This is a genomic window from Rhodococcus sp. T9N, from assembly GCF_024436645.1.
Lineage (GTDB): Bacteria > Actinomycetota > Actinomycetes > Mycobacteriales > Mycobacteriaceae > Rhodococcus_F > Rhodococcus_F qingshengii.
In genome coordinates, this window is record NZ_JAMSKS010000025.1 from 17,942 (window position 1) to 37,578 (window position 19,637).

Below are 19,637 nucleotides of genomic sequence, written 5' to 3' on the forward strand. Positions count from 1 at the left end.
GCGCCTTTATTAACCGCGGGGGGTTAATAAAGGCGCACAGCAATTCAGGCGCGACAGATCATGACCGGCCCTGGCGCATGGTGCAGCAGATTCTGGCTGGTGGAGCCCATCACGGCGCCCGCCATCGCACTGCGGCCGTGACTTCCGACAACTATCAACTGTGCGTCGTCGGCGTATTTGAGCATGACGGGAGCAGCGGCACCGGGTTCACTGATGCGGGTGACCGGCACGTCCGGGTACTGGTCGGCCATACCGGCTAGATTTTCCGCCAGTAGCGCCGATTCCTCCTGCTCGACAGCCTCCCAGTCGATCAGGATTCCCGCTCCGCCTTCGCGGAAGGTGGACGAACCCTGCCAGGTGTGGACCGCGATGAGCGGCGCGTCGAACTGATCGGCATATCGAAACGCGTACTCGACGGCCTTCTTGCTCAACGCGCTTCCGTCGACTCCGACGATGACGGGACGCTGATCCGGACCGGGATTCTCCGCCGAACCACGCCACACGGTGACCGGACAGGTTGCATGATTGGCCACCTTCAGTGCGGTCGATCCGAGCAGCCGTGAGCGCAGTGCACCCGATCCGGTCGACCCCATCACGATCAGGCGTGCGGTACCCGAGGATTCGAGGATATGCGTCGACGCCGGCCCTGGCGCGATCTCGGATTCGATGGTCAGTCCGGGGAATTCGGCCGAAATCACCGTGGCGGCGGCCTCGACGATCGCTTCGCCGTCTTCGCGGATCTGGCTGAGGAACTGTGACTGCAACATCACCGCAGCGGGACTGTAGATCGGGCCCTCTTGCGGCAGGGCGTGCGCCAGAATCAGCCGTGAGTTCACCGCGTTCGCGACGGAGGCCGCCCACCGGGCCGCCGCCGTCGAGGCCTCGGATCCGTCGATACCGGCGACGATATCCTGGTGTCCTGCAAGTGTGTTCATGTCTACTCCCTCTGAAATGATCGAGATCGGTCGACTGGTTACAGCGACGTCACCAGAGTGACGATGCTGACTTCACGGCTTCCTTCCACGTCTTGCGTAGCAGGGTCGATTGCCCGTCGGCTATTTCCAGTTCTCGTCGGTAGGCCATGCCCAATCCGAAACTGGTGAGCGAGGTATGCTCCTGCTCGGCTGCCATTGCAAGTAGATGATGTTGGGCGACAACGGAATCCTGGTGCTCGCCGAGAACATCCTGGAAGTGGCTGAAATGCTTCAGTGCACGCTTCGCTCGGCTCTTCGACACGGGTTCCATGACCTCGATCGCGTACTTCATCCGCTTGGCTCCCTTGCGGGCGCGGTGCATTCGCTCGTCACGCTCGGTGCGGCTATCGGCATCGAAGACGTGATCGACCCGCTTACCGACCTTGTGTGCCAGGTGCCGCAGGGTATGGGCCAACTCTCGTGCCGATGCCTTCTTTCCGACGCGGTGGGTGGCGGTGTCGAATTCGAGGTCGCCGACGTACTCGTCGAGGCGATCGAGCAGCGTGGTGTATCGCTCGGAATCGAGCGCCTCGAGGGCTGTTTCCTGGGCGGTTTCACCACGTGCAGAGAAGAACTCGTCGATTCGAGCTCGCACAGCTTCTCGCTCGGGCATCTCGTCGATTTCGCCGAGGCGTTCCACAAGACGCTCCCACTGGACCTCGACGTCGCGGGCGTCACCGAACTTTCCACCGATCCACCGCAGATCCGTGATGAGATCGTCGGTCTTGGGGGAGTGGCCGGCGTACGACTGCAGAGCGCTGCGGATGCGACGTGCCGCAACCCGGAAGTCGTGAACGGCTTCGTCGTCGGCCCGACGCGTGCCGAGATCCGCGGCGACCAGTGCGCGCAATTGTTCGATGAGGTAATTACGCAACAGAATCCGCGGATTCGACGCCTTGCCCGAGGTGACCTCGTGACCGGCGTACGGTGTGACCGACGTGCCCAGTGCTCGTTTGAGTTTGGACGGACTCGCAGAGCGCTCCAGCCCGGCGTCCAGTAGAACCGACTCGATTGCATCGGCCAGCTCTTGCCCGCCTGCGCCTTGTTCGACCTCGACTTCCTGCCACGTCGACTCTCCGGAACCGTCTGCCTTGCAGGCGATGACGGTGTCGGAGACCACTTCGGCAAGCAGCACACCGTTTTCGCCGTTGAGCCTGGTGCGCTCCCGATCGGTGATGATCAGGGCGACCGGCACCAGATCGTGACCGCGAATGATCGCCCGGATCAGACTCGACAGCGGCGAGGGCACATCGGTGCTCTCGTCCGGGGGAAGTTGGATTTCGGTTCGAGCGTCCTGGCCTGCGGGAAGTTTCATGTGCCACCCCGCGTCGTCGCCACCCTCACGCTTGCGCAGCGTGATCTTCTCGGCCAGCAACCGGTAGTCCGCGGTGTCGAAGTAGGTGGCAGAGAGCTGTATCGAGTCGTGGACCGGTTCGCCGACAACACCGGGAAGTCCGCCCAAGGCGGGAACTTCCTGCTCGGCCGGCGCCTCGTACTTGCGCTCGATCTCCCGTACGGCTTCGGGTACGACGGCGGTCTTGCTCATCTGGTCTCCTCTTGCGGTGCGGTCTGCGCTTCCATCCTCCCGGTATCGGAGGCGCAGTGGAAGGGTCCGGGGTCCCTACGGCGAGTCGCCACTGCCTGATTCGTCCGGCCAGGACAGGGTCCGCCGACTTTCGAACCGTTGCAGCCGGCCGGTCGTGGGATCCTCGAACTCGAGAACCTTCGAAAGCAGGCGCAGCGGGTTCGAATAATCCTCTGCGGCAACGTCGTAGAAGTCGGGATAGAAGTTGTCGCCGTGGATCGGTAGCCCGAGCGAGGTCATGTGCAGGCGAAGTTGATGGGTCTTGCCGGTATGGGGAATCAACCGGTACCGCGCGAAGCCGTCTCGCGTTTCGATCAGTTCGATCCGCGACTCGCTGTTGGGTTCGCCCTCGATCTCCGCGGCCTTGAGCACGCCGCGTTCTTTCACGATGCGACTGCGCACGACCACGGGAGTGCTCACCTGCGCGTCGTAACGCGCGATGGCCTCGTATTCCTTGGCGACGCGGCGCTCGGCGAACATGGTCTGATAGCCGCGCCGGGCCGACTGATGCACGGTGAACAGCAGCAGTCCCGCCGTGACGCGGTCGAGGCGATGCGCTGGACTCAACTCCGGCAAATCGAGATCTCGACGCAACCGCACCAAGGCCGATTCGGCGATGTATCGCCCGCGGGGCGTGCTCGCGAGAAAGTGCGGCTTGTCCACGACCAGGATGTTTTCGTCCCGATAAAGGATGTCGATCTCGAACGGCACCCGCGTTTCGACGGGAGGGTCGCGGTACAGGTAGACGAACCGCCGGGGAGCAAAAGCGCTCGTCTCGGTGATTCCGACACCCTTCTCGTCGACGACCTCCCCGGCTGCGACCTTCTCCCGCAATCGGACGGCGTCCTGGGGGAACCGTTCGAGCAGGTAGTCGAGCGTCGTCGTCCACATGCCGTCGTCTGGCTGACGGATGCGACTGGGGTTCAGGCCGTCGCGGACGGGAAGCGGTGATCGTGACACATCTTCAAAGCTAGCCGTCCGGTCGGCATTCAGACCTATTGACGACATATGGGACGGAAGTTACTATCCGGTAAGTTCGTGACACCGGTCACTGTCGTGGGGGCAGGGCTGGGTCATCACAACAGAAAATTGGGGTTTTCGTGAGGACACGACTTCTACGTCGAAGGTCGACAACGATTGCGGTGGGGCTGTGCGTCGTGGGATTGACGGTGCCGAGCGCCGTCGCTTCTGCGGATCCGACGGGAGGGTCGGACGGGCAGGCCTGGCTCGCGGCAACGGAGGCGACGCCGCAGTATCCGGGGGTCTCCATCGAGTGGGACGTGCCCATCACGATGAGTGACGGCACAGTTCTGCAAGCGAATGTGTACCGACCGGCGGATGCATCCGGGCGGGCCGTGGAATCGAAGACGCCTTCGGTCCTCAACATCACGCCGTACACGAAACTGCTGGACACACTGGTGGATTCAGCTCTGTCGATCCCGCAGGTCGGTGAGACGCTGATGGACGTTGCGAACTCGCTCGACCTCGCGGCGCCGTTCGACGGCGTGTCGGAGTTGACGGGCGTCATCGCCGGCGGAGGCGCCAGGGTTCTCGGCGTCAACCGTGATCTGGTCCAGAACGGATACACGCAGGTAGTGGTCGACGCACGTGGAACCGGCTTCTCCCAAGGTAATTGGGACGTGCTCGGTAAGCGCGAGCAACAGGATTCGGTCGAGGTCATCGACTGGATGAGCAAGCAGGGGTGGTCCGACGGGAAAGTAGGGATGGCGGGCATCTCGTACTCCGCGATCAACTCGGTGCAGGCGGCGAGCAACAATCCATCTGCACTGAAGGCGATCTTCCCGGTCGAACCTGGCAACGATCTGCTGCGCGACATCGTCGGAACCGGTGGCGGCCTCGGAGTCGGGTTCATGCCGTTGTGGTTGACCGCGGTCAACGGGCTCAAACTCATCCCGAACGTTCAGGACATCCTGCAAGGAAACTTCGATCCCCTGTGGTTGGCGAGCCGCCTCGAGGATCCCGGTACGCTGATTCCCGAACTGGTGCAAGCGATGACGGCTCAGAGAATCGAGGACGTGTCACCGTCGACTCTGCAAGTCGCGCAAGACGGGCAGTTCTATCAGGACCGAGCCGCTGACGTCGGCAACATCGCCGTTCCGACGATGGTCTACGGCGGTTGGCACGACATCTTCGCCAACAGTGAGCCGCGGATCTACAACGGAATCGATCTGCCGCCCGGGCAGAAGCAGTTGATCATGGGGAACGGCTATCACGTCACTCCCGGTGGAGGATTCGGCAAGGACGGTGCGCCGCCGCGCCTCGACGTGCTCGAACGTGCGTGGTTCGACAAGTGGCTCAAGGGCATCGACAACGGAATCGATCGTTACGGTCCGGTGACGATGTTCCAGCAAGGCGGCGGATGGATCACGGACGATCAGTTCCCGCGAGCCGGTGCGAGCTACGAACGTATGTATCTGAACTCTGCGCCCAGCGGTACTGCCGCCCACGCAGCGCACGACGGTTCGCTGACGAATGACCCGCCCAGTGCCGCAGCGCGATTGACAGTCGCACCAGGACTGCGAGGCTTCTGCTCCGGTGACGGAACTCAGGGAACTGCCGGGATCTCCGTGGTGCTCGGTGCGACGTGTTCCAAGGATTCCCGATTCCAGGAAGCGGAGGGCCTGACGTTCACCGGTGAGGCAGTGACGGAGCCGACCTCACTCTCGGGCCCGATCAACGTCCATCTCGAGACAGTCTTGGACGCGACGGACGGATTCTGGGCAGCGACGGTCAACGACGTAGCACCGGACGGAACATCGACACCGATCACGAACGGCGCTCTGACTGCGTCGCTGCGGGCAGTCGACGATTCGAAGAGCACTCGCTCGGCCAACGGTGACTACAGTGAACCGCACCACTATCTGACGATCGACACGCGTCAGCCGGTGGTTCCCGGTGAGGTCACCACCGTCGACATCAACATGCTCCCGACGGACGCAGTGCTGCAACCGGGGCACCGGCTCCGCGTCGACGTCTACGCTGCCAGCGTGCCGCGATACCTGGCGCTCGGCCCGATGCTCGCCGACAGCCAACTCAAACCGCAGCACATCGAGTTGGCTGCAGACCGGCCGAGCTTCGTCAACGTTCCGTTCGTCGGGGGCCGCTGACTCGGATTGGATCGGCGGCGTGAGAACCTGCGGGCTCGCGGACGTTCTGAGAAGATCGTCCGATGACAGAATCCCGACTCTCCGCCGCCGTCCACGATCGTCTGGACGGACTTCTGGATCCGGTGGACGAGCGGCTCGCGGCGCAGTACCCGGGAAACCGTGACGAGATCCAACCCGTGCACACGATTTACGTCAGTGCTGCGGATGCAACCGTCGACACCCCTCGACTCTGGGGTGAGCAGGCGATCGCGCTTCTCGATTCCCATGCTCATGTGTTCGCCGATCTCGACACGGAGAATGCGCTCGCTGATGTGCGAGTTCAACTCGGCCGCAAGCCGGTCCAAGACTTTCGGATCGATTTCGAGGACGGGTACGGACGCCGCAGCGACGAAGAAGAAGACGATGCAGCGACGTCGGCCGGACAGACGCTTGCCGCGCTCAGCGCTGATCCTGCCGGGCCGAACTGGAGTGGCATCAGGTTCAAGGGGTTGCCGGCCGGTGAGCGTCGGCGCTCGATCAGGACGCTCGAGCTTGTGCTCGACGCGGCCGGCGGAGTGCCGGACGGATTTGTCTTCACCGTTCCCAAACTGCGCGCGGTGGAGCAGGTCACGGCGACGGTGTTGCTCTGCGAAGAGCTGGAGAAGGCGCACGGACTCGAGCTCGGTTCGCTTCGGTTCGAGTTGCAGATCGAGAGCCCGCAGGCGGTCATCGCGGCCGACGGAACGGTGGCAGTTGCTCAGGCGATCCATCGCGGTGCCGGTCGTCTGACCGGTTTGCATTACGGCACTTACGATTACAGTGCAGCTTGCGGAATTGCATCGCGTCATCAGTCGCTCGAACATCCGGTGGCAGACCACGCAAAGGCTGTCATGTTGGCTGCTGCCGCGCAGACCGGTGTCTGGGTGTGCGACGGGTCGACTCAGGTCGCGCCTGTCGGGAGCGCCACGGCGATCCGCGACGCGATCACTCGGCACCATCGCCTCGTCACGCGGTCCCTGGAACGCGGTTACTACCAGGGGTGGGACATGCACCCCGGGCATCTGGTCACCCGCTGGCTCGCCACGTTCGGCTTCTATCGCAACGCGCTCGGCGCCGCTGCCCCGCGCATCCAGTCGTACTTGGGGCGCCAAGGTGGCGACGTGATGGACGAACCTGCAACCGCCCAGGCGCTCGCAGCGGTGGTACTGCGCGGGCTCGACGCGGGGGCTTATCCGGAATCCGAAGTTCTCCGACTCGCCCCGAGCGCCGACACCAACGCACTCCGTCACCTCGTAGGACGCACCACACCGATCACAGGAGAACACTGACCGATGAGCACCACCGAATTCACCTTGCTGCCCGATCTCGCACTGCGCACCCTCGGCGGAGCCGTCATCTGGGCGAACGACGAGGCGTTTGCCGAGCGTGAGGCCCTGATCCGCCCAGGCAAGGCCGGGTACCAGCCGGCGACGTTCGGTCACAAGGGGCAGGTGTACGACGGTTGGGAGACGCGTCGCCGCCGGGTGGCAGGCCATGACGAGGCGATCGTTCGACTCGGTGTTCCCGGAGTGGTGCGAGGCGTCGTGGTCGACACCGCGTGGTTCAAGGGCAATTACCCGCCCGAGATCTCGGTGGAAGCAATCTCGGTCGACGGGTATCCGGATCCCGCCGACCTGGCCGGATCCGGCGAGTGGACAACCATCGTCGAGCGCTCGACCGTGCACGGTGACTCGGAGAATCCGTTCTCGGTGGCGTCGGAGGAGCGGTGGACGCACGTCAAGCTGACCATTTACCCGGACGGCGGCGTGGCGAGATTCCGTGTTCACGGCGAAGCGCGGCCGGACCCGCGTTTCCTCGATGCCGGGCCGTTGGACCTCGCAGCACTCGAAAACGGTGGCCGCGTGACCGATTGCTCCAACATGTTCTACAGCTCACCGCAGAACATCCTGTTTCCCGGACGCGCTGCTTCGATGGGTGACGGGTGGGAGACCGCCAGGCGCCGCGACAACGGAAACGACTGGGTGCAAGTACAACTCGCGGGTGAAGGCGTGCTGAGTTTCGTCGAGATCGACACCTCGTACTTCCTCGGAAACAGTCCAGGTGAGGGTGCTCTGACCGGGCGGACGTCGGAGGGGGAGTGGATCGAACTGTTGCCGCGCACGACGCTGCGTCCGGATACGCGCCATCGCTTTCCGATCGATTCCGAAGTCCAGGTCGCCGATGTTCGTCTGGACATCTTCCCGGACGGTGGCCTGGCGCGGCTGAGAGTCTTCGGCGTACTCACCGACGCTGCTCGCGCTGTGATCTCCGGGCGCTGACGGTAAAGTTGTTGGCATGAGCGACTATCCGCGCGACGACTATCCCCGGGACATGGTGGGGTACGGCCCTCATCCGCCGCATCCGCACTGGCCCGGCGACGCGCGGATAGCGGTTCAGTTCGTGCTCAACTACGAAGAGGGAGCCGAGAACAACGTCCTGGACGGGGACGCGGCTTCGGAAACATTTCTGTCGGAAATGACTCCGGCAGAGGCATTTCCGAATCGACACATGAGCATGGAATCGCTGTACGAGTACGGCTCCCGGGCCGGGTTGTGGCGTGTACTGCGAACCTTCGAGCGGCGAAACCTGCCTCTCACAGTCTTTGCGGTGGCGCGGGCGATGCAGCGTAACCCCGAAGCAGTCAGTGCTTTTCAGGAGTTGGGCCACGAGATCGCGTGCCACGGATTACGTTGGAAGTCTTACCAATCCGTGGACATCGAGCGCGAACGCGCAGACATGGCCGAGGCAGTGCAGATTCTGCGAGATCTGACGGGTTCGGCGCCCCTCGGTTGGTACACCGGGCGCGATTCACCGAACACCCGCGAATTGGTGGTCGAGCACGGCGGCTTCGTCTACGACTCCGATTCGTACGCCGACGATCTGCCGTACTGGGTCGACGTTCCGCGTGGCGCAGAATCGGTGAAGCACCTGGTCGTTCCGTACACCCTTGACACCAACGACATGCGTTTCGCCTCTCCCGCAGGATTTCCCAGCGGTGATCAGTTCTTTGCGCACCTACGCGATGCCTTCGACGTGCTGTATGCGGAGGGGACGGCCGGATCGCCCAAGATGCTCTCGATCGGGTTGCACTGCCGCATAGTCGGCCGCCCTGCCCGTGCGGCCGCTCTCGAGCGATTTCTGGACCACGTGCAGTCACACGAGAAGGTCTGGATCGCGCGGCGCATCGACATCGCCGAGCACTGGAAGACCGCGCACCCCGTTTAGATCACGGTCGGTCGACAAAAGACTTCATTCGAGCAGTCCGGGTACTGGTTCGACTGCCGCGTATTCCGCCATCGAATTCTAGGCCATTGACAACTGGCACGGTTGTGGATGACTCTTTGGAGATGGAGAAACACACAGCAGTCGAAGCGTCTTCAAGGTGAGCCGACCGGTGCCGACCAAGAAACCGACCAAGAACCGCGGATCGAAGGTGTCCCACAATGCCCGCGCAGTGGTGACCGGCGCCGGCAGCGGAATCGGCCGTGCCTTTTCGTTGGAGTTGGCGCGCAGAGGCGGTGAGGTGATCTGCGCGGATATCTCGCTGGAACGGGCCAAGGAAACAGTGGCACTCATCGATGAGATCGGTGGTACCGCGCACGCCGTCAAATGCGATGTGTCAATTCGTGAGCAGGTTCAGGACCTGGCGTTGTTCGCGGAACTCGAACTTGCGGGTCCGCTTTCGCTGGTGATCAACAACGCCGGGGTCGGTATCGGTGGAAAACCTGTGGGCCAGATCGGTTTCGACGATTGGGAGTGGGCACTCGGGATCAATCTGTGGGGTGTCGTGCACGGCTGTGAGATATTCGCTCCACAACTGCGTGCGAGTGGGGCCGGGGGATTCATCAACGTGGCCTCGGCTGCTGGGTTTGCGGCTGCGCCACTGATGGCGCCCTACAACGTCGGTAAAGCCGCCGTGATGTCGCTCTCGGAGACCTTGTCCGCTGAACTTGCCGGTACGGGAGTGCGGGTGACGGTGCTGTGTCCGACCTTCGTCAAGACAAATGTTGCTCTCGACGGCCGAATCACCGCGGAAGCAACACAATTGGCGCAAGCGTTGATGCGGCGAACCGGCTTTTCGCCGGAGCGCATCGCCGTCACCACTCTCGACGCCTACGACAAGGGTCGACTTTACGTGGTGCCGCAGTTCGATGCGAAGGTGATCTGGCGACTCAAACGGTATCTACCCGTTGCATACACCTGGGGCTGTGGAGTTCTCAATCGCTTTGCACCGAAACAGAAGTCGGGTTCATCTGGAACTTCGGCGGCGCCGGAGACGAACTCGCCGAGCACGAAAGGAGCGTGACATGTCCTTCGATTTCGACGGCATGCTGCACAAGATCAAGGACCGCCAATGGGCTCTGGTGGACATCGACTGGGATGCTCCGGGCGCCGAGACGATCAGTCCAGAGCTTCATGCGAAGCTGAAACCGTTCATGTCGGACCTGATGTGGATCGAGAACGTCGGTGCCCGTGGCTTCGCTGCGATGGCTCTCAAGGCGCCGACTGAAACTCTCCGAGACATCTATCGGCATTTCCACGCCGAGGAACAGAAGCACGCCAACGCCGAACTCGCGCTGATGCGTCGTTGGGGAATGCTGGACGGCGACGAGATGCCCGAGCCCAACATCAACGTCAAGCTCGTCATCGACTGGCTGGACAAGCATTCCGACGGTTTGTCGCTCTCGATTCTCGGGACCGTCATACCGATGCTCGAGGTGGCGCTCGACGGAGCCCTGGTCAAGTTCATCATGGACGAGATCGAGGATCCGGTCTGTCAGGCTGTGTTCAAGAAGATCAATGCAGACGAGTCCAGGCATCTGGCGGTCGATTTTGCGGTGATCGAGATGCTCGGGCACTCGACGACGCGCAAGCTCGTTGTCGAAACCGTCGGCGCCTGGATGAATCCGGCGTTGATCATCGGGACACTTCGCTACATCCCGCTGCTGAACAAGATGCGCGACAACATCGTCGACATGGGAGTGAACGAGGAACGGCTCTACACCGCGATGAAGCGATTCAGGAACGTAGGCGAACGGAGTCCGGCCGCGCTCCGCGTCCCGATGTATCGGGTGGTGAAGTGGCACGGCAACATGGTCATCAATCGCAACCATCCCTACCATCTGCTTGCCGATCGGATGGTCAAGGTCACTGGCCGACTTTCCGGCAGCAGGCTCAATTCCGAGCCGACCTGGGCCAAGGAACTTACGTACGAGCCACTCGCATGAGTACTGCCGAGCCACTGTCAGTGGCGATCATCGGTGGAGGTTTCGCAGGAATCGGAGCGGCGATTCGGTTGAAGCAGAACGGTATCGAGGACTTCGTCGTTCTCGAACGCGGCACGGAGGTCGGCGGGACGTGGCGCGACAACACGTATCCGGGAGCTGCGTGCGACATTCCGTCCCGTCTGTACTCGTACAGTTTCGCCCCGAACCCGGACTGGTCGCACACCTACTCGGCCAGCGCGGAGATCCTCGGCTACATCCGAACGATGGTGAAAGAGTTCGGCCTCGAGCCGAAGATTCGGTTTCGGTGCAACGTCACGGGCGTCGAGTGGGACGAGCAGACAGGTGTCTGGGCGATCGCGCTCGAGGGCCGTGAAGCGGTCATTGCCCGGACCGTCGTCATGGCGTCCGGTCCGCTGGCGAACGTCAGCTTTCCCGCTGTTCCGGGTTTGGAGAGCTACGAAGGACACAAGATTCACAGTGCTCGCTGGGACCATGACTACGACTTCACCGACAAGCGGGTCGCAGTGATCGGAACCGGGGCCAGTGGCGTCCAGATCGTCCCGGAACTCGTGAAAACTGCACGATCAGTGAAGGTTTTCCAACGAACACCGGGATGGGCATTGCCGCGGGCAAACCTACGCACCCGATCTCGCACGAAGGATCTGTACCGCCGTCATCCGGTCGTCCAGACTCTGGCGCGTCGGGCTTGGTACTGGGGACACGAATCGGTTGCTCTCGGGGTGGTGTGGGAATCCCCGTTGACGAGGGTGGTGGAAACAGTCGGGCGTCTTCATCTGCGCATGCAGGTGAAGGACCCGTGGTTGCGGCGACAACTCACTCCCGACTTTCGGGCAGGGTGCAAGCGGTTGCTGATGACCAGCGAGTATTACCCGGCTCTCCAGCAAGACAATTGCACACTCGTGACCTGGCCGATCGCGAGATTGGCGCCACATGGCATTCGCACGGTCGAAGGGATCGAGCATCAATTCGACTGCATCGTCTTCGCCACCGGCTTCGACGTTTGCAAGACCGGAACACCGGTCCCGATCATCGGCCGGGACGGACGTGTGCTCGCTCAGGAGTGGAAATCCGGGGCGCGTGCGTACAAGAGCATTGCGGTATCCGGTTATCCCAACCTGTATTTCACCTTCGGACCCAACTCGGGTCCGGGGCACAGCTCCGCCCTTGTGTACATGGAAGCGCAACTCGACTATCTCGCCCAAGCGATCAAGATCGTTCTCGAGCGCGACCTCAAGGCACTCGATGTTCGTCAAGATGTCGAAGATGCGTACAACGTCGAGTTGCAGCGTCGGCTGTCGAAGACCACGTGGAACTCGGGATGTTCGAGTTGGTATCTCACCGACGAAGGATTCAATGCCACTATGTTTCCCGGTTTCGCGACCCAGTACGTGAACCAATTGAAATCGGTGGATCTTCGGGACTACACGAGCACGGTGCGCGAGAAAGACACTGCGCAGACCTGATCCCGGGTTCTGATCGGCCTGGTGTTGCCACTAAGTTGGAATCGTGACGACCGACGCGGCAGAGGAGACGAGGCGGTGACCGAGTACCGCATCGACGATCTAGCGCGCGCTGCGGGCACCACCTCGCGGAATGTACGGGCATATCAGGAACGTGGATTGCTTCCTCCGCCGGAGAAGCGTGGGCGGGTAGGCATCTACGGCGACGCGCACCTCGAACGCCTCAAGCTGATCGACACGCTTCTTCAACGAGGTTTCACCACTGCGCATATCGACGACTTCATCACCGGGTGGGAAAGCGGGAAAGACCTGACAGAGGTGCTGGGTCTGCAGCACGCGGTCACCGAACCATGGTCCCGCAGCGACACCGTGAGTATCGAGATGGCCGTCGTACGCGAGTTTCTCGGGGGAGATTCAGATGGTCAACTGGATCGTCTCGTAGATCTCGGACTGGTACAGATCGAAGGAGAGAACTGCGTTTTCACCGATCCTGCTTTGCTCAGCGGATTTTCGAGTCTCCTCGACTACGGTTTCACTCTCGATCAACTGGTCGATGTGCACGAAAAGCTTCACAACGCTGTGGACGGGATCGCCAAAGACCTGATTCAGGCGGCGAAGGATCGCATCGTCGATCAGCACGGGGTCGGTTGGCTCCCGGAGGGCGACGAGGTTGCCGGAACAGCCGAGATGCTCCAGACGATGCGTGAACTCGGTGTGGCGTCGGTACATTCGGCACTGGCCCGGGCACTCGACGCGAACCTTCAGCGTGAACTCGGCGACTATCTTGCCGCTGCGATCGGCTCGCGGAGCGACGCCGACGAGTCCGACTAGCAGCATCGATCACGTTCGGGATGTGCGGCCCGTCGCGGTGCGCTCAGCTCTTGCGTGCCTCGATCAGGAATCGACTCGAGTGGGCGACAAAAGATCCGTCGCGACGGATCTGCTGATCGAGTTCGCGGAGCCGGTCCCGATACTGCGCGACGGTGAATCCCGGAACCATCCAGATCACCTTGCGTAAGAAGTAGACAACGGCGCCGATGTCGAAGAATTCCATGCGCAGACGCTCGAAACGAAGGTCGACGACGGTGAGCCCGGCCGCAATCGCGTCGGCAGTTTCGTCCTCGTGGTGCCGTCCGCGACGAGCCTGCGGCTGAGGACCGAGAAAGTACTCGACCAGTTCGAACACGCTGGCGTGACCCACATGTTGAGCGAAGTACGTTCCTCCCGGTTCGAGTACCCGCGCGATTTCGGTCCACCACACCGTCGCTGGGTGTCGGCTGGTCACCAGGTCGAAAGCCGAATCGGCGAACGGTAGCGGCGGCTCGTCCTGATCCGCGACCACCACCACACCTCGGGGACGCAGAAGGGCGGTGGCCTTGGCGATGTTCGGTGGCCAGGATTCGGTTGCTGCCATCACCGGCGGGAGTGACGGTGCAGCGGCGAGGACTTCGCCGCCGCCGGTCTGGATGTCCAATGCGGCGCCGGCGCGGCCGAGACGTTCACCCATCAGCCTCTGGTACCCCCACGACGGACGCTGCTCCGTGGCGCGTCCGTCGAGCCACGAGAAATCCCACCCGTCGACGGAGGCGGATTCCGCTTCGGCGACAAGTTCGTCGAAACCTCGTGACATGCTCTGTGACTCGCCTTCAGGCGTTCCTTCCGACATCACATCATCATCGTCGCGGAGGGTCGACGGTGCCAGTTGTTTACGGCTACTTCGGGGTGGCGCCGAGCATCGGTGCGAGTTGAGTGGCAATCGGGTTCAGGTTGAGCTTGTCCGGGTCCACCTTGGGCTTGCCGTCCCACGGTTGCGAGGTGTTCGGGTCGGCGAACGCGATGCGGTTGGCGCTACGAACCCCCGTTTCGCTGCCCTGAGGTGCCTGGCAGTTGGCGGCAGTGTTCAACGGGAAGTTCTGCGTCGTGTCGTCGAAGTTCGGGTCCTTGCGCTTCATCTCGTCGAGGATCGCCATGGTCCCTTCGTAACCGACGGTGCACGAGAGCGGGTTGTTGGTCTCGAGTACCAAGCCCAGATGTACTGTGCCGTCTCCCGGTGCAACGGTGGGCGCCGCCCCGGCGAGCGCAGGCAGGAAGAGCAGGAAGGGCTGCAGCGAGGGCAGTGTCGGTGCGGCTGCCGCTGCAACGGCGGAGAGGTTGGAGAGGTTGGTCGTGAGCGCGGGGCCGGCTTCGGTGACGAGAGAGCCGACTTGTTCGCTGGCCGGTATGCCGTTGTCGATCACGCGTCGGATGTCGGGGTCGCTGGTGCGCAATTGCGCCGTCAGTGCGTCGAGGTCGGTGCTGAACTGCTTGATCGCCGACGATTGATCGGACTGGGTCGTGAGCACCGTCTGGCTGTCGCGGATCAGTCCGAGGGTCTGGGGAAGGGTGTCGAGGCCCGACTGGGAGATCCCCGACAGCGAGTCGGCAAGTACCTGCAGATCTTCGCCCTTGCCGTTGAATGCCGCGCCGAGTTCTTTCGCGACGGTGTGGAGTGCGTCGACCGGAACGGAGTGCACCAGACCGTTGGCGCTGGTCAAGACATTCTCGATCGGGATCGGCGTGGTTGTGTCGCCCACGGCGATCACCGAGCCGTCTTCGAGGAACGGGCCCTGGTCGGTATCGGGCTGAAGGTCGACGTACTGCTCGCCGATGGCTGAGCGATTGGCCACCACGGCCCGCGCGGATGCGGGAATCTGAGGAGCACTGCTGTCGATCAACAGGTCGACTTCGATTCCGTCGGACGTGAGCGACATGTCACCGACGCGTCCGACGGGTACACCGCGATAGGTCACTTCGGCGTTGGTGAAGATGCCACCGGACGTCGCCAGTTCGGTTTTGACCGTGTATTGGCCGAATCCCAGAAGATTGTCCAGCCGTACGTATTTCGCTCCGACATAGATCAAGCCCAGGAGTGCAACCACGACGAGGGCGACCAGCTGCCATTTGGCGAGCTTCGACATCACCATGAGGTGACGACCCTGAACTGATGCGGTGTGTTCATGGTTCGACTCCCGAATGACAAGCCGGGTACGGCTGGTGTTGAGCGAATTGTGTTCACCCACGGACGTTCTGAGGTGAACCGAAAACTTCCGGCAATTCGTTGTTGGCGATAACTATAAACAAGTCGTCACAGATAGAAAGTCGGCGCTGAGATTTCCGCAGGTCGTCGAAACGTAAGTGTCGCAGCTCACTTCGAATGCTTCGATGTGATACAGACGGCTTTCGGTCCGGATCGGGCTTGACTTCGCCAAACATATCCATAAAAGTAGATGCGTTCCGGTTGTCGTGCAGAGGGGTGTGGTCCATGGATGCTTTGGCGATCTTCAAGGCGCTGTCCAACCCGACTCGCCTGCAGATCATGGAGTGGCTCGCGCACCCGGCGAAGTACTTCGACGAGGACTCGTATACGCAGCAGGATCTCGGGTTTCACATCGGAGTCTGTGTCGGTGACATCCAGGGGCGATCGGGACTTGCCCAGTCGGTGATCTCGGGGTACCTGCAGGGCATGAAAGATGTGGGTCTGCTCGAGTCCGAGCGCATCGGGAAGTGGACGTATTACCGACGAAACGAATCCGTGATCGGCGAGTTCAGGGAATTCGTTCGCGAAAAGCTGTAGCGGCCGAATTGCCCTCGTCGGCTGGGTTGTTCAACCAAATATATCTACATATCTAGATATGTAACTTTCTTGTGTGACGAAGTAGTGAGGAGTGTGTCGTGAAGTCGAAATTGTTGATACCGGTTCTGGCGTTGGGTGTATTCGGAATCATCACTACGGAGATGGGCATTATCGGGGTTCTGCCTCAGATCAGCGAAAAGTTCGGTATCACCACGTCGACTGCCGGATGGTTGGTCGGTGTGTTTGCACTCGTCGTGGCGGTGACCGGTCCGTTCACAACGCTGATCACCTCGGGAATCAACAGGAGAACCGTTCTGTTGGTGGCGATTGCAGTCTTTGCGGTCTCCAATGTGGTGTATGCGACCACATCGAGTTTCGAGGTGATGTTTGCATTTCGGATCATCCCCGCCGTGGTTCATCCGGTCTTCTTCGCTGTCGCGCTTGCAAGTGCGGTTCGTCTGGTATCGCCGGAACAGGCGACCGCCGCGGTGACCAAGGTATTTGCAGGCGTCACAGTCGGATTCGCGTTCGGCGTGCCCTTGACGTCCTATTTGGCCGAGAACTTTTCGGTGTCGACAGCATTCGTGTTCGGCGCCGTGGTCAACGTTCTCGCGTTTTTCGGGATTGTCGTACTTCTGCCCTCGGCTCCTGTGACACAACGCCTGTCGTACGGTGCACAGGTCGGGATACTTCGCCGGCCGCGCGTGTGGTTGACCATTCTTTCCGTCACCTTCGTCTTCGCAGCCATGTTCTCGGTGTACGGATACTTTGCCGAATACCTCGGCGAAGTGACCGGCATGAGCGGATCGTGGATCAGCGCGATGCTCTTGGCTTTCGGTGTCGTGATGATCTTCGGCAACTTCGTCTTCGGGGCTCTGCTCGCCAAGGCGGTGGTGCGCACGGTTGTGGCTTTTCCCTTGCTGTATATCGTCGTCTACGTGATGCTCTATCTGGCGGGCCCGTACTTCGGCGCGATGGTTGTAGCCGTGTTGGTTTGGGGTGTAGTGCATTCCGGTGGACTGGTGGTTTCGCAGAGCTGGATGGGGCGAGACGCAGTCGACGCGCCTGAATTCGGCAACAGCCTTTTCATCTCGTTCTCCAACCTGGGGATCACGCTCGGCACTGCGGTCGGTGGACTGTTTCTCGCGCATTTCGAAACCCGCCAATTAGTCTGGGCTGGAGTATTGTTCGCGATCCTGGCGCTGCTGGTGACAGGTGTTCGACTCTCGCTCAGGCACGCTCACAGCGAGAACGGTGTCAGTGTACCGGTGTAGTTCTTGGGAAGTGGGCGTGCGAACTCGCCGCGCGAACTGGTCGACAGCCCGAGGGTGACCAACGACTGAACCATCGTGACCCCAGCGGCAACGCCGTCGACTACCGGGACACCCAGTTCGTCGGACAAGTCCTGGCACAGGTCCGCCATGCCGGCGCAACCCAGCACGAGGACGTCCGAGTCGTCTTGCTCCAATGCGTCGAAACAGGCTTCCAAGATCACCTTTCGCGCGTCGGGATCACGATCGAGTTCCAGAACCGGAATCTCGCAGGAGTGGATACCCCGGCACCGAGCCTGCATGCCGTACCGGTCCACCAGATCGGCTGCGCGGCCGCGGGTTCGACCGAGAGTGGTCACGATGCTGAATCCGCGACCCAGGAAACTTGCGTAGTTCATGGCCGCTTCGGCAACAGCTACGACGGGGCCCTTGGCCAACTCTCGGGCTGCATCAAGACCTGGGTCACCGAAGCAAGCGATGACGTAGCCGTCGACTTCGTTCTTTTCTCCGGCGGCGATCTCGGTCAGGATTCCGGGGACGCTGAGAGCTTCGTCGTAGTGGCTTTCGATCGACGCGGGACCCATGGCAGGGCTGACAGCCTCGACGAATGTGCCTGAGCCTGCGACGGTCCGGGCACATTCCTCGATCTTGGCGGTCATCGCCCACGTGGTGTTGGGGTTGATCACCTTGATTCTCATGACGATCAGTCGACCGTCACAGTGTCGGGAGAGGAAGCATTCCGGACAGCTGAGGAAGAGCGCGCGGCGAGTAGGTAATAGACGGTGAATCCGAGCCCACAACCGATGAACCAGCTGTACTGCGCTGCGGTGTACATCCCGGTGAGGTCCTTGCCCAGGACCGGGACCATCGCGACGACGGCTCCCACCACGGTGGCGATCACTGCAGCAGGGTTGTATCCCTTGCTGTACCAGTAGGTTCCGGTCGGCGACATGCTGAACAGTTCGTCGACGATGACCTTCTGCTTGCGCACGAGGTAGTAGTCGGCAATCAGAATTCCGAACAGCGGACCGATGAAGGCTCCGAGGGTTTCGAGTGTGTAGTGAATGACGTCCGGATTGTTGTACAAGTTCCACGGCGTGATGAGGATCGAGCCGATCGCTGCGATCATTCCGCCGGCGCGCCAGCTGATCTTCTGCGGACTCACGTTGGAGAAGTCGAAGGCCGGGGAAATGAAGTTGGCCACGATGTTGATGCCGATCGTGGCGATGGTGAAGGTGAGTGCGCCGAGAACGATGGCGAAGGTGCTGTCGATTCGTGCAACGGTCGCAACGGGATCGGTGATCAGTTCGCCGTACACCGGCAGCGTCAACGATGCAGTGACGACGACCAACACCGAGAATACGAGGAAGTTCAACGGCAAACCGAGGAAGTTGCCCTTCTTGACGGCAGCGAACGACTTTCCGTAGCGGGAGAAGTCGCCGAAATTGAGCATCGGTCCGGAGAAGTACGAGACAACCAGAGCGATCGCACCGAGCATGACCGGCACGGCGTCGAAACCCGAGTACTTGACGTCGCCGAGCGTGAGATCGATGGCGCTCCAGCCTGCCTTGTAGATCAGGTAGCCGCACAGCATGAACATCACGACATACACAGCCGGCCCGCAGAAGTCGATGAAGCGGCGGATCGATTCCATGCCTCGCCAGAAGACACAGGCCTGAAGTACCCACAGGAGCATGAAACTTCCCCAGCCCAGTGCGGAGAGTCCGGCGAATCCGTAGTCTTCGACGACGGCATAGGGCGCGAGTGACGGAAAGAGTTTGATCAGTACGACATCGAGGGCTGCTGAAGCGAGGAAGGTTTGAATTCCATACCAAGCCACGGCAATCAGGCCACGAATGATTGCCGGGATGTTCGCGCCGAGGACGCCGAACACGCTGCGGCAGATCACCGGATACGGCACGCCGGTAACTTGGCTGGGCTTGGCGACGAGATTGCAGAAGAAGTAGACGATCGTGATACCGACCAGCAGGGCGACGAGTACTTGCCAGCTGGCCAATCCCAGTGCGAAAAGACTACCGGCAGTGACATATCCGCCGACGCTGTGTACGTCGGACATCCAGAAGGCGAAGATGTTGTACGACGACCAGGTCTGGTTGCGAAGCGGCGCCAAGTCCTCGTTGGTCAAACGAGGGTCGTAGCCCGGCTTGATCAGGCCGCTTCCGACAGGGTGACCCGCGGCTTCGACAAGGTCACCCGATCCGCTTTCCTTTGGGGGAGTGGGGGTAGTGGTCGTTCGGGACGGAAGAATGTCGGTCATGACAGCTCCTGTGCGTCAGTGCAGGAAATCAGCGGACGGTGCCACGAGCTCTCAGCGTCAG

At 61.5% G+C, this 19,637-nt stretch carries 17 protein-coding genes; 10 read left to right on the forward strand and 7 right to left on the reverse strand.

Annotation, left to right across the window (positions count from 1 at the left end; translation table 11 throughout):
- Positions 1–44: 44 nt before the first annotated feature.
- The 3 genes from M1L53_RS28665 to M1L53_RS28675 form a co-directional block, all read right to left on the reverse strand.
- Positions 45–935, reverse strand: a complete 891-nt coding sequence (locus M1L53_RS28665; protein ID WP_054188924.1) for a universal stress protein — start codon at positions 933–935, stop codon at positions 45–47.
- 49 nt (positions 936–984) lie between these two features.
- Complete coding sequence (locus M1L53_RS28670; RefSeq protein ID WP_030535267.1) at positions 985–2,520, reverse strand: CYTH and CHAD domain-containing protein; 1,536 nt, start codon at positions 2,518–2,520, stop codon at positions 985–987.
- 75 nt (positions 2,521–2,595) lie between these two features.
- Positions 2,596–3,567 (reverse strand): pseudouridine synthase, encoded by a 972-nt coding sequence (locus M1L53_RS28675; protein WP_051649588.1) that lies wholly within the window; start codon positions 3,565–3,567, stop codon positions 2,596–2,598.
- A gap of 92 nt (positions 3,568–3,659) precedes the next feature.
- On the opposite strand from M1L53_RS28675, the gene M1L53_RS28680 reads away from it, so the two are divergent.
- From M1L53_RS28680 to M1L53_RS28715, 8 genes are all read left to right on the forward strand, one after another.
- The gene (locus M1L53_RS28680; protein WP_054188923.1) at positions 3,660–5,687 is read left to right on the forward strand and encodes a CocE/NonD family hydrolase; all 2,028 of its coding nucleotides are present in this window, start codon (positions 3,660–3,662) and stop codon (positions 5,685–5,687) included.
- A gap of 62 nt (positions 5,688–5,749) precedes the next feature.
- A complete protein-coding gene (locus M1L53_RS28685) occupies positions 5,750–6,994 on the forward strand; it encodes a DUF6986 family protein (RefSeq protein ID WP_007733914.1) in 1,245 nt (414 codons plus the stop codon).
- Positions 6,995–6,997: 3 nt separating this feature from the next.
- The gene (gene alc, locus M1L53_RS28690) at positions 6,998–7,984 is read left to right on the forward strand and encodes an allantoicase (RefSeq protein WP_054188922.1); all 987 of its coding nucleotides are present in this window, start codon (positions 6,998–7,000) and stop codon (positions 7,982–7,984) included.
- Positions 7,985–8,000: 16 nt separating this feature from the next.
- Entirely contained in the window at positions 8,001–8,930 is a 930-nt protein-coding gene (gene puuE, locus M1L53_RS28695; protein WP_003940421.1) for an allantoinase PuuE, read from the forward strand.
- Positions 8,931–9,099: 169 nt separating this feature from the next.
- Complete coding sequence (locus tag M1L53_RS28700; protein WP_007733918.1) at positions 9,100–10,011, forward strand: SDR family NAD(P)-dependent oxidoreductase; 912 nt, start codon at positions 9,100–9,102, stop codon at positions 10,009–10,011.
- 1 nt (position 10,012) lies between these two features.
- Positions 10,013–10,933 (forward strand): hypothetical protein, encoded by a 921-nt coding sequence (locus M1L53_RS28705; RefSeq protein WP_003939862.1) that lies wholly within the window; start codon positions 10,013–10,015, stop codon positions 10,931–10,933.
- On the forward strand, positions 10,930–12,417 hold the full coding sequence (locus M1L53_RS28710; protein ID WP_007733920.1) for an NAD(P)/FAD-dependent oxidoreductase: 1,488 nt from the start codon (positions 10,930–10,932) through the stop codon (positions 12,415–12,417). The genes M1L53_RS28705 and M1L53_RS28710 overlap by 4 nt, the downstream gene beginning before the upstream one ends.
- Before the next feature lie 75 nt (positions 12,418–12,492).
- The gene (locus M1L53_RS28715) at positions 12,493–13,245 is read left to right on the forward strand and encodes a MerR family transcriptional regulator (RefSeq protein ID WP_054188921.1); all 753 of its coding nucleotides are present in this window, start codon (positions 12,493–12,495) and stop codon (positions 13,243–13,245) included.
- Between the two features lie 43 nt (positions 13,246–13,288).
- Here M1L53_RS28715 and M1L53_RS28720 read toward each other — a convergent pair whose 3' ends face one another.
- Together M1L53_RS28720 and M1L53_RS28725 are read right to left on the reverse strand one after the other, a co-directional pair.
- Positions 13,289–14,044, reverse strand: coding sequence for a class I SAM-dependent methyltransferase (locus M1L53_RS28720; RefSeq protein WP_007733927.1), 756 nt, complete (start codon positions 14,042–14,044; stop codon positions 13,289–13,291).
- An 82-nt stretch (positions 14,045–14,126) separates the two neighbouring features.
- Positions 14,127–15,377, reverse strand: a complete 1,251-nt coding sequence (locus M1L53_RS28725) for an MCE family protein (RefSeq protein WP_202425829.1) — start codon at positions 15,375–15,377, stop codon at positions 14,127–14,129.
- 338 nt (positions 15,378–15,715) lie between these two features.
- Here M1L53_RS28725 and M1L53_RS28730 point away from each other — a divergent pair, with 338 nt between their 5' ends.
- Both M1L53_RS28730 and M1L53_RS28735 read left to right on the forward strand, forming a co-directional pair.
- The gene (locus tag M1L53_RS28730) at positions 15,716–16,027 is read left to right on the forward strand and encodes a helix-turn-helix transcriptional regulator (protein ID WP_007733929.1); all 312 of its coding nucleotides are present in this window, start codon (positions 15,716–15,718) and stop codon (positions 16,025–16,027) included.
- Between the two features lie 98 nt (positions 16,028–16,125).
- On the forward strand, positions 16,126–17,301 hold the full coding sequence (locus M1L53_RS28735) for an MFS transporter (protein WP_054188920.1): 1,176 nt from the start codon (positions 16,126–16,128) through the stop codon (positions 17,299–17,301).
- On the opposite strand, the gene M1L53_RS28740 is transcribed toward M1L53_RS28735, so the two are convergent.
- Together M1L53_RS28740 and M1L53_RS28745 are read right to left on the reverse strand one after the other, a co-directional pair.
- Entirely contained in the window at positions 17,268–17,996 is a 729-nt protein-coding gene (locus tag M1L53_RS28740) for an aspartate/glutamate racemase family protein (RefSeq protein WP_007733934.1), read from the reverse strand. The genes M1L53_RS28735 and M1L53_RS28740 overlap by 34 nt on opposite strands.
- A gap of 5 nt (positions 17,997–18,001) precedes the next feature.
- Positions 18,002–19,576, reverse strand: coding sequence for an NCS1 family nucleobase:cation symporter-1 (locus M1L53_RS28745; RefSeq protein WP_054188919.1), 1,575 nt, complete (start codon positions 19,574–19,576; stop codon positions 18,002–18,004).
- Between the last annotated feature and the right edge of the window lie 61 nt (positions 19,577–19,637).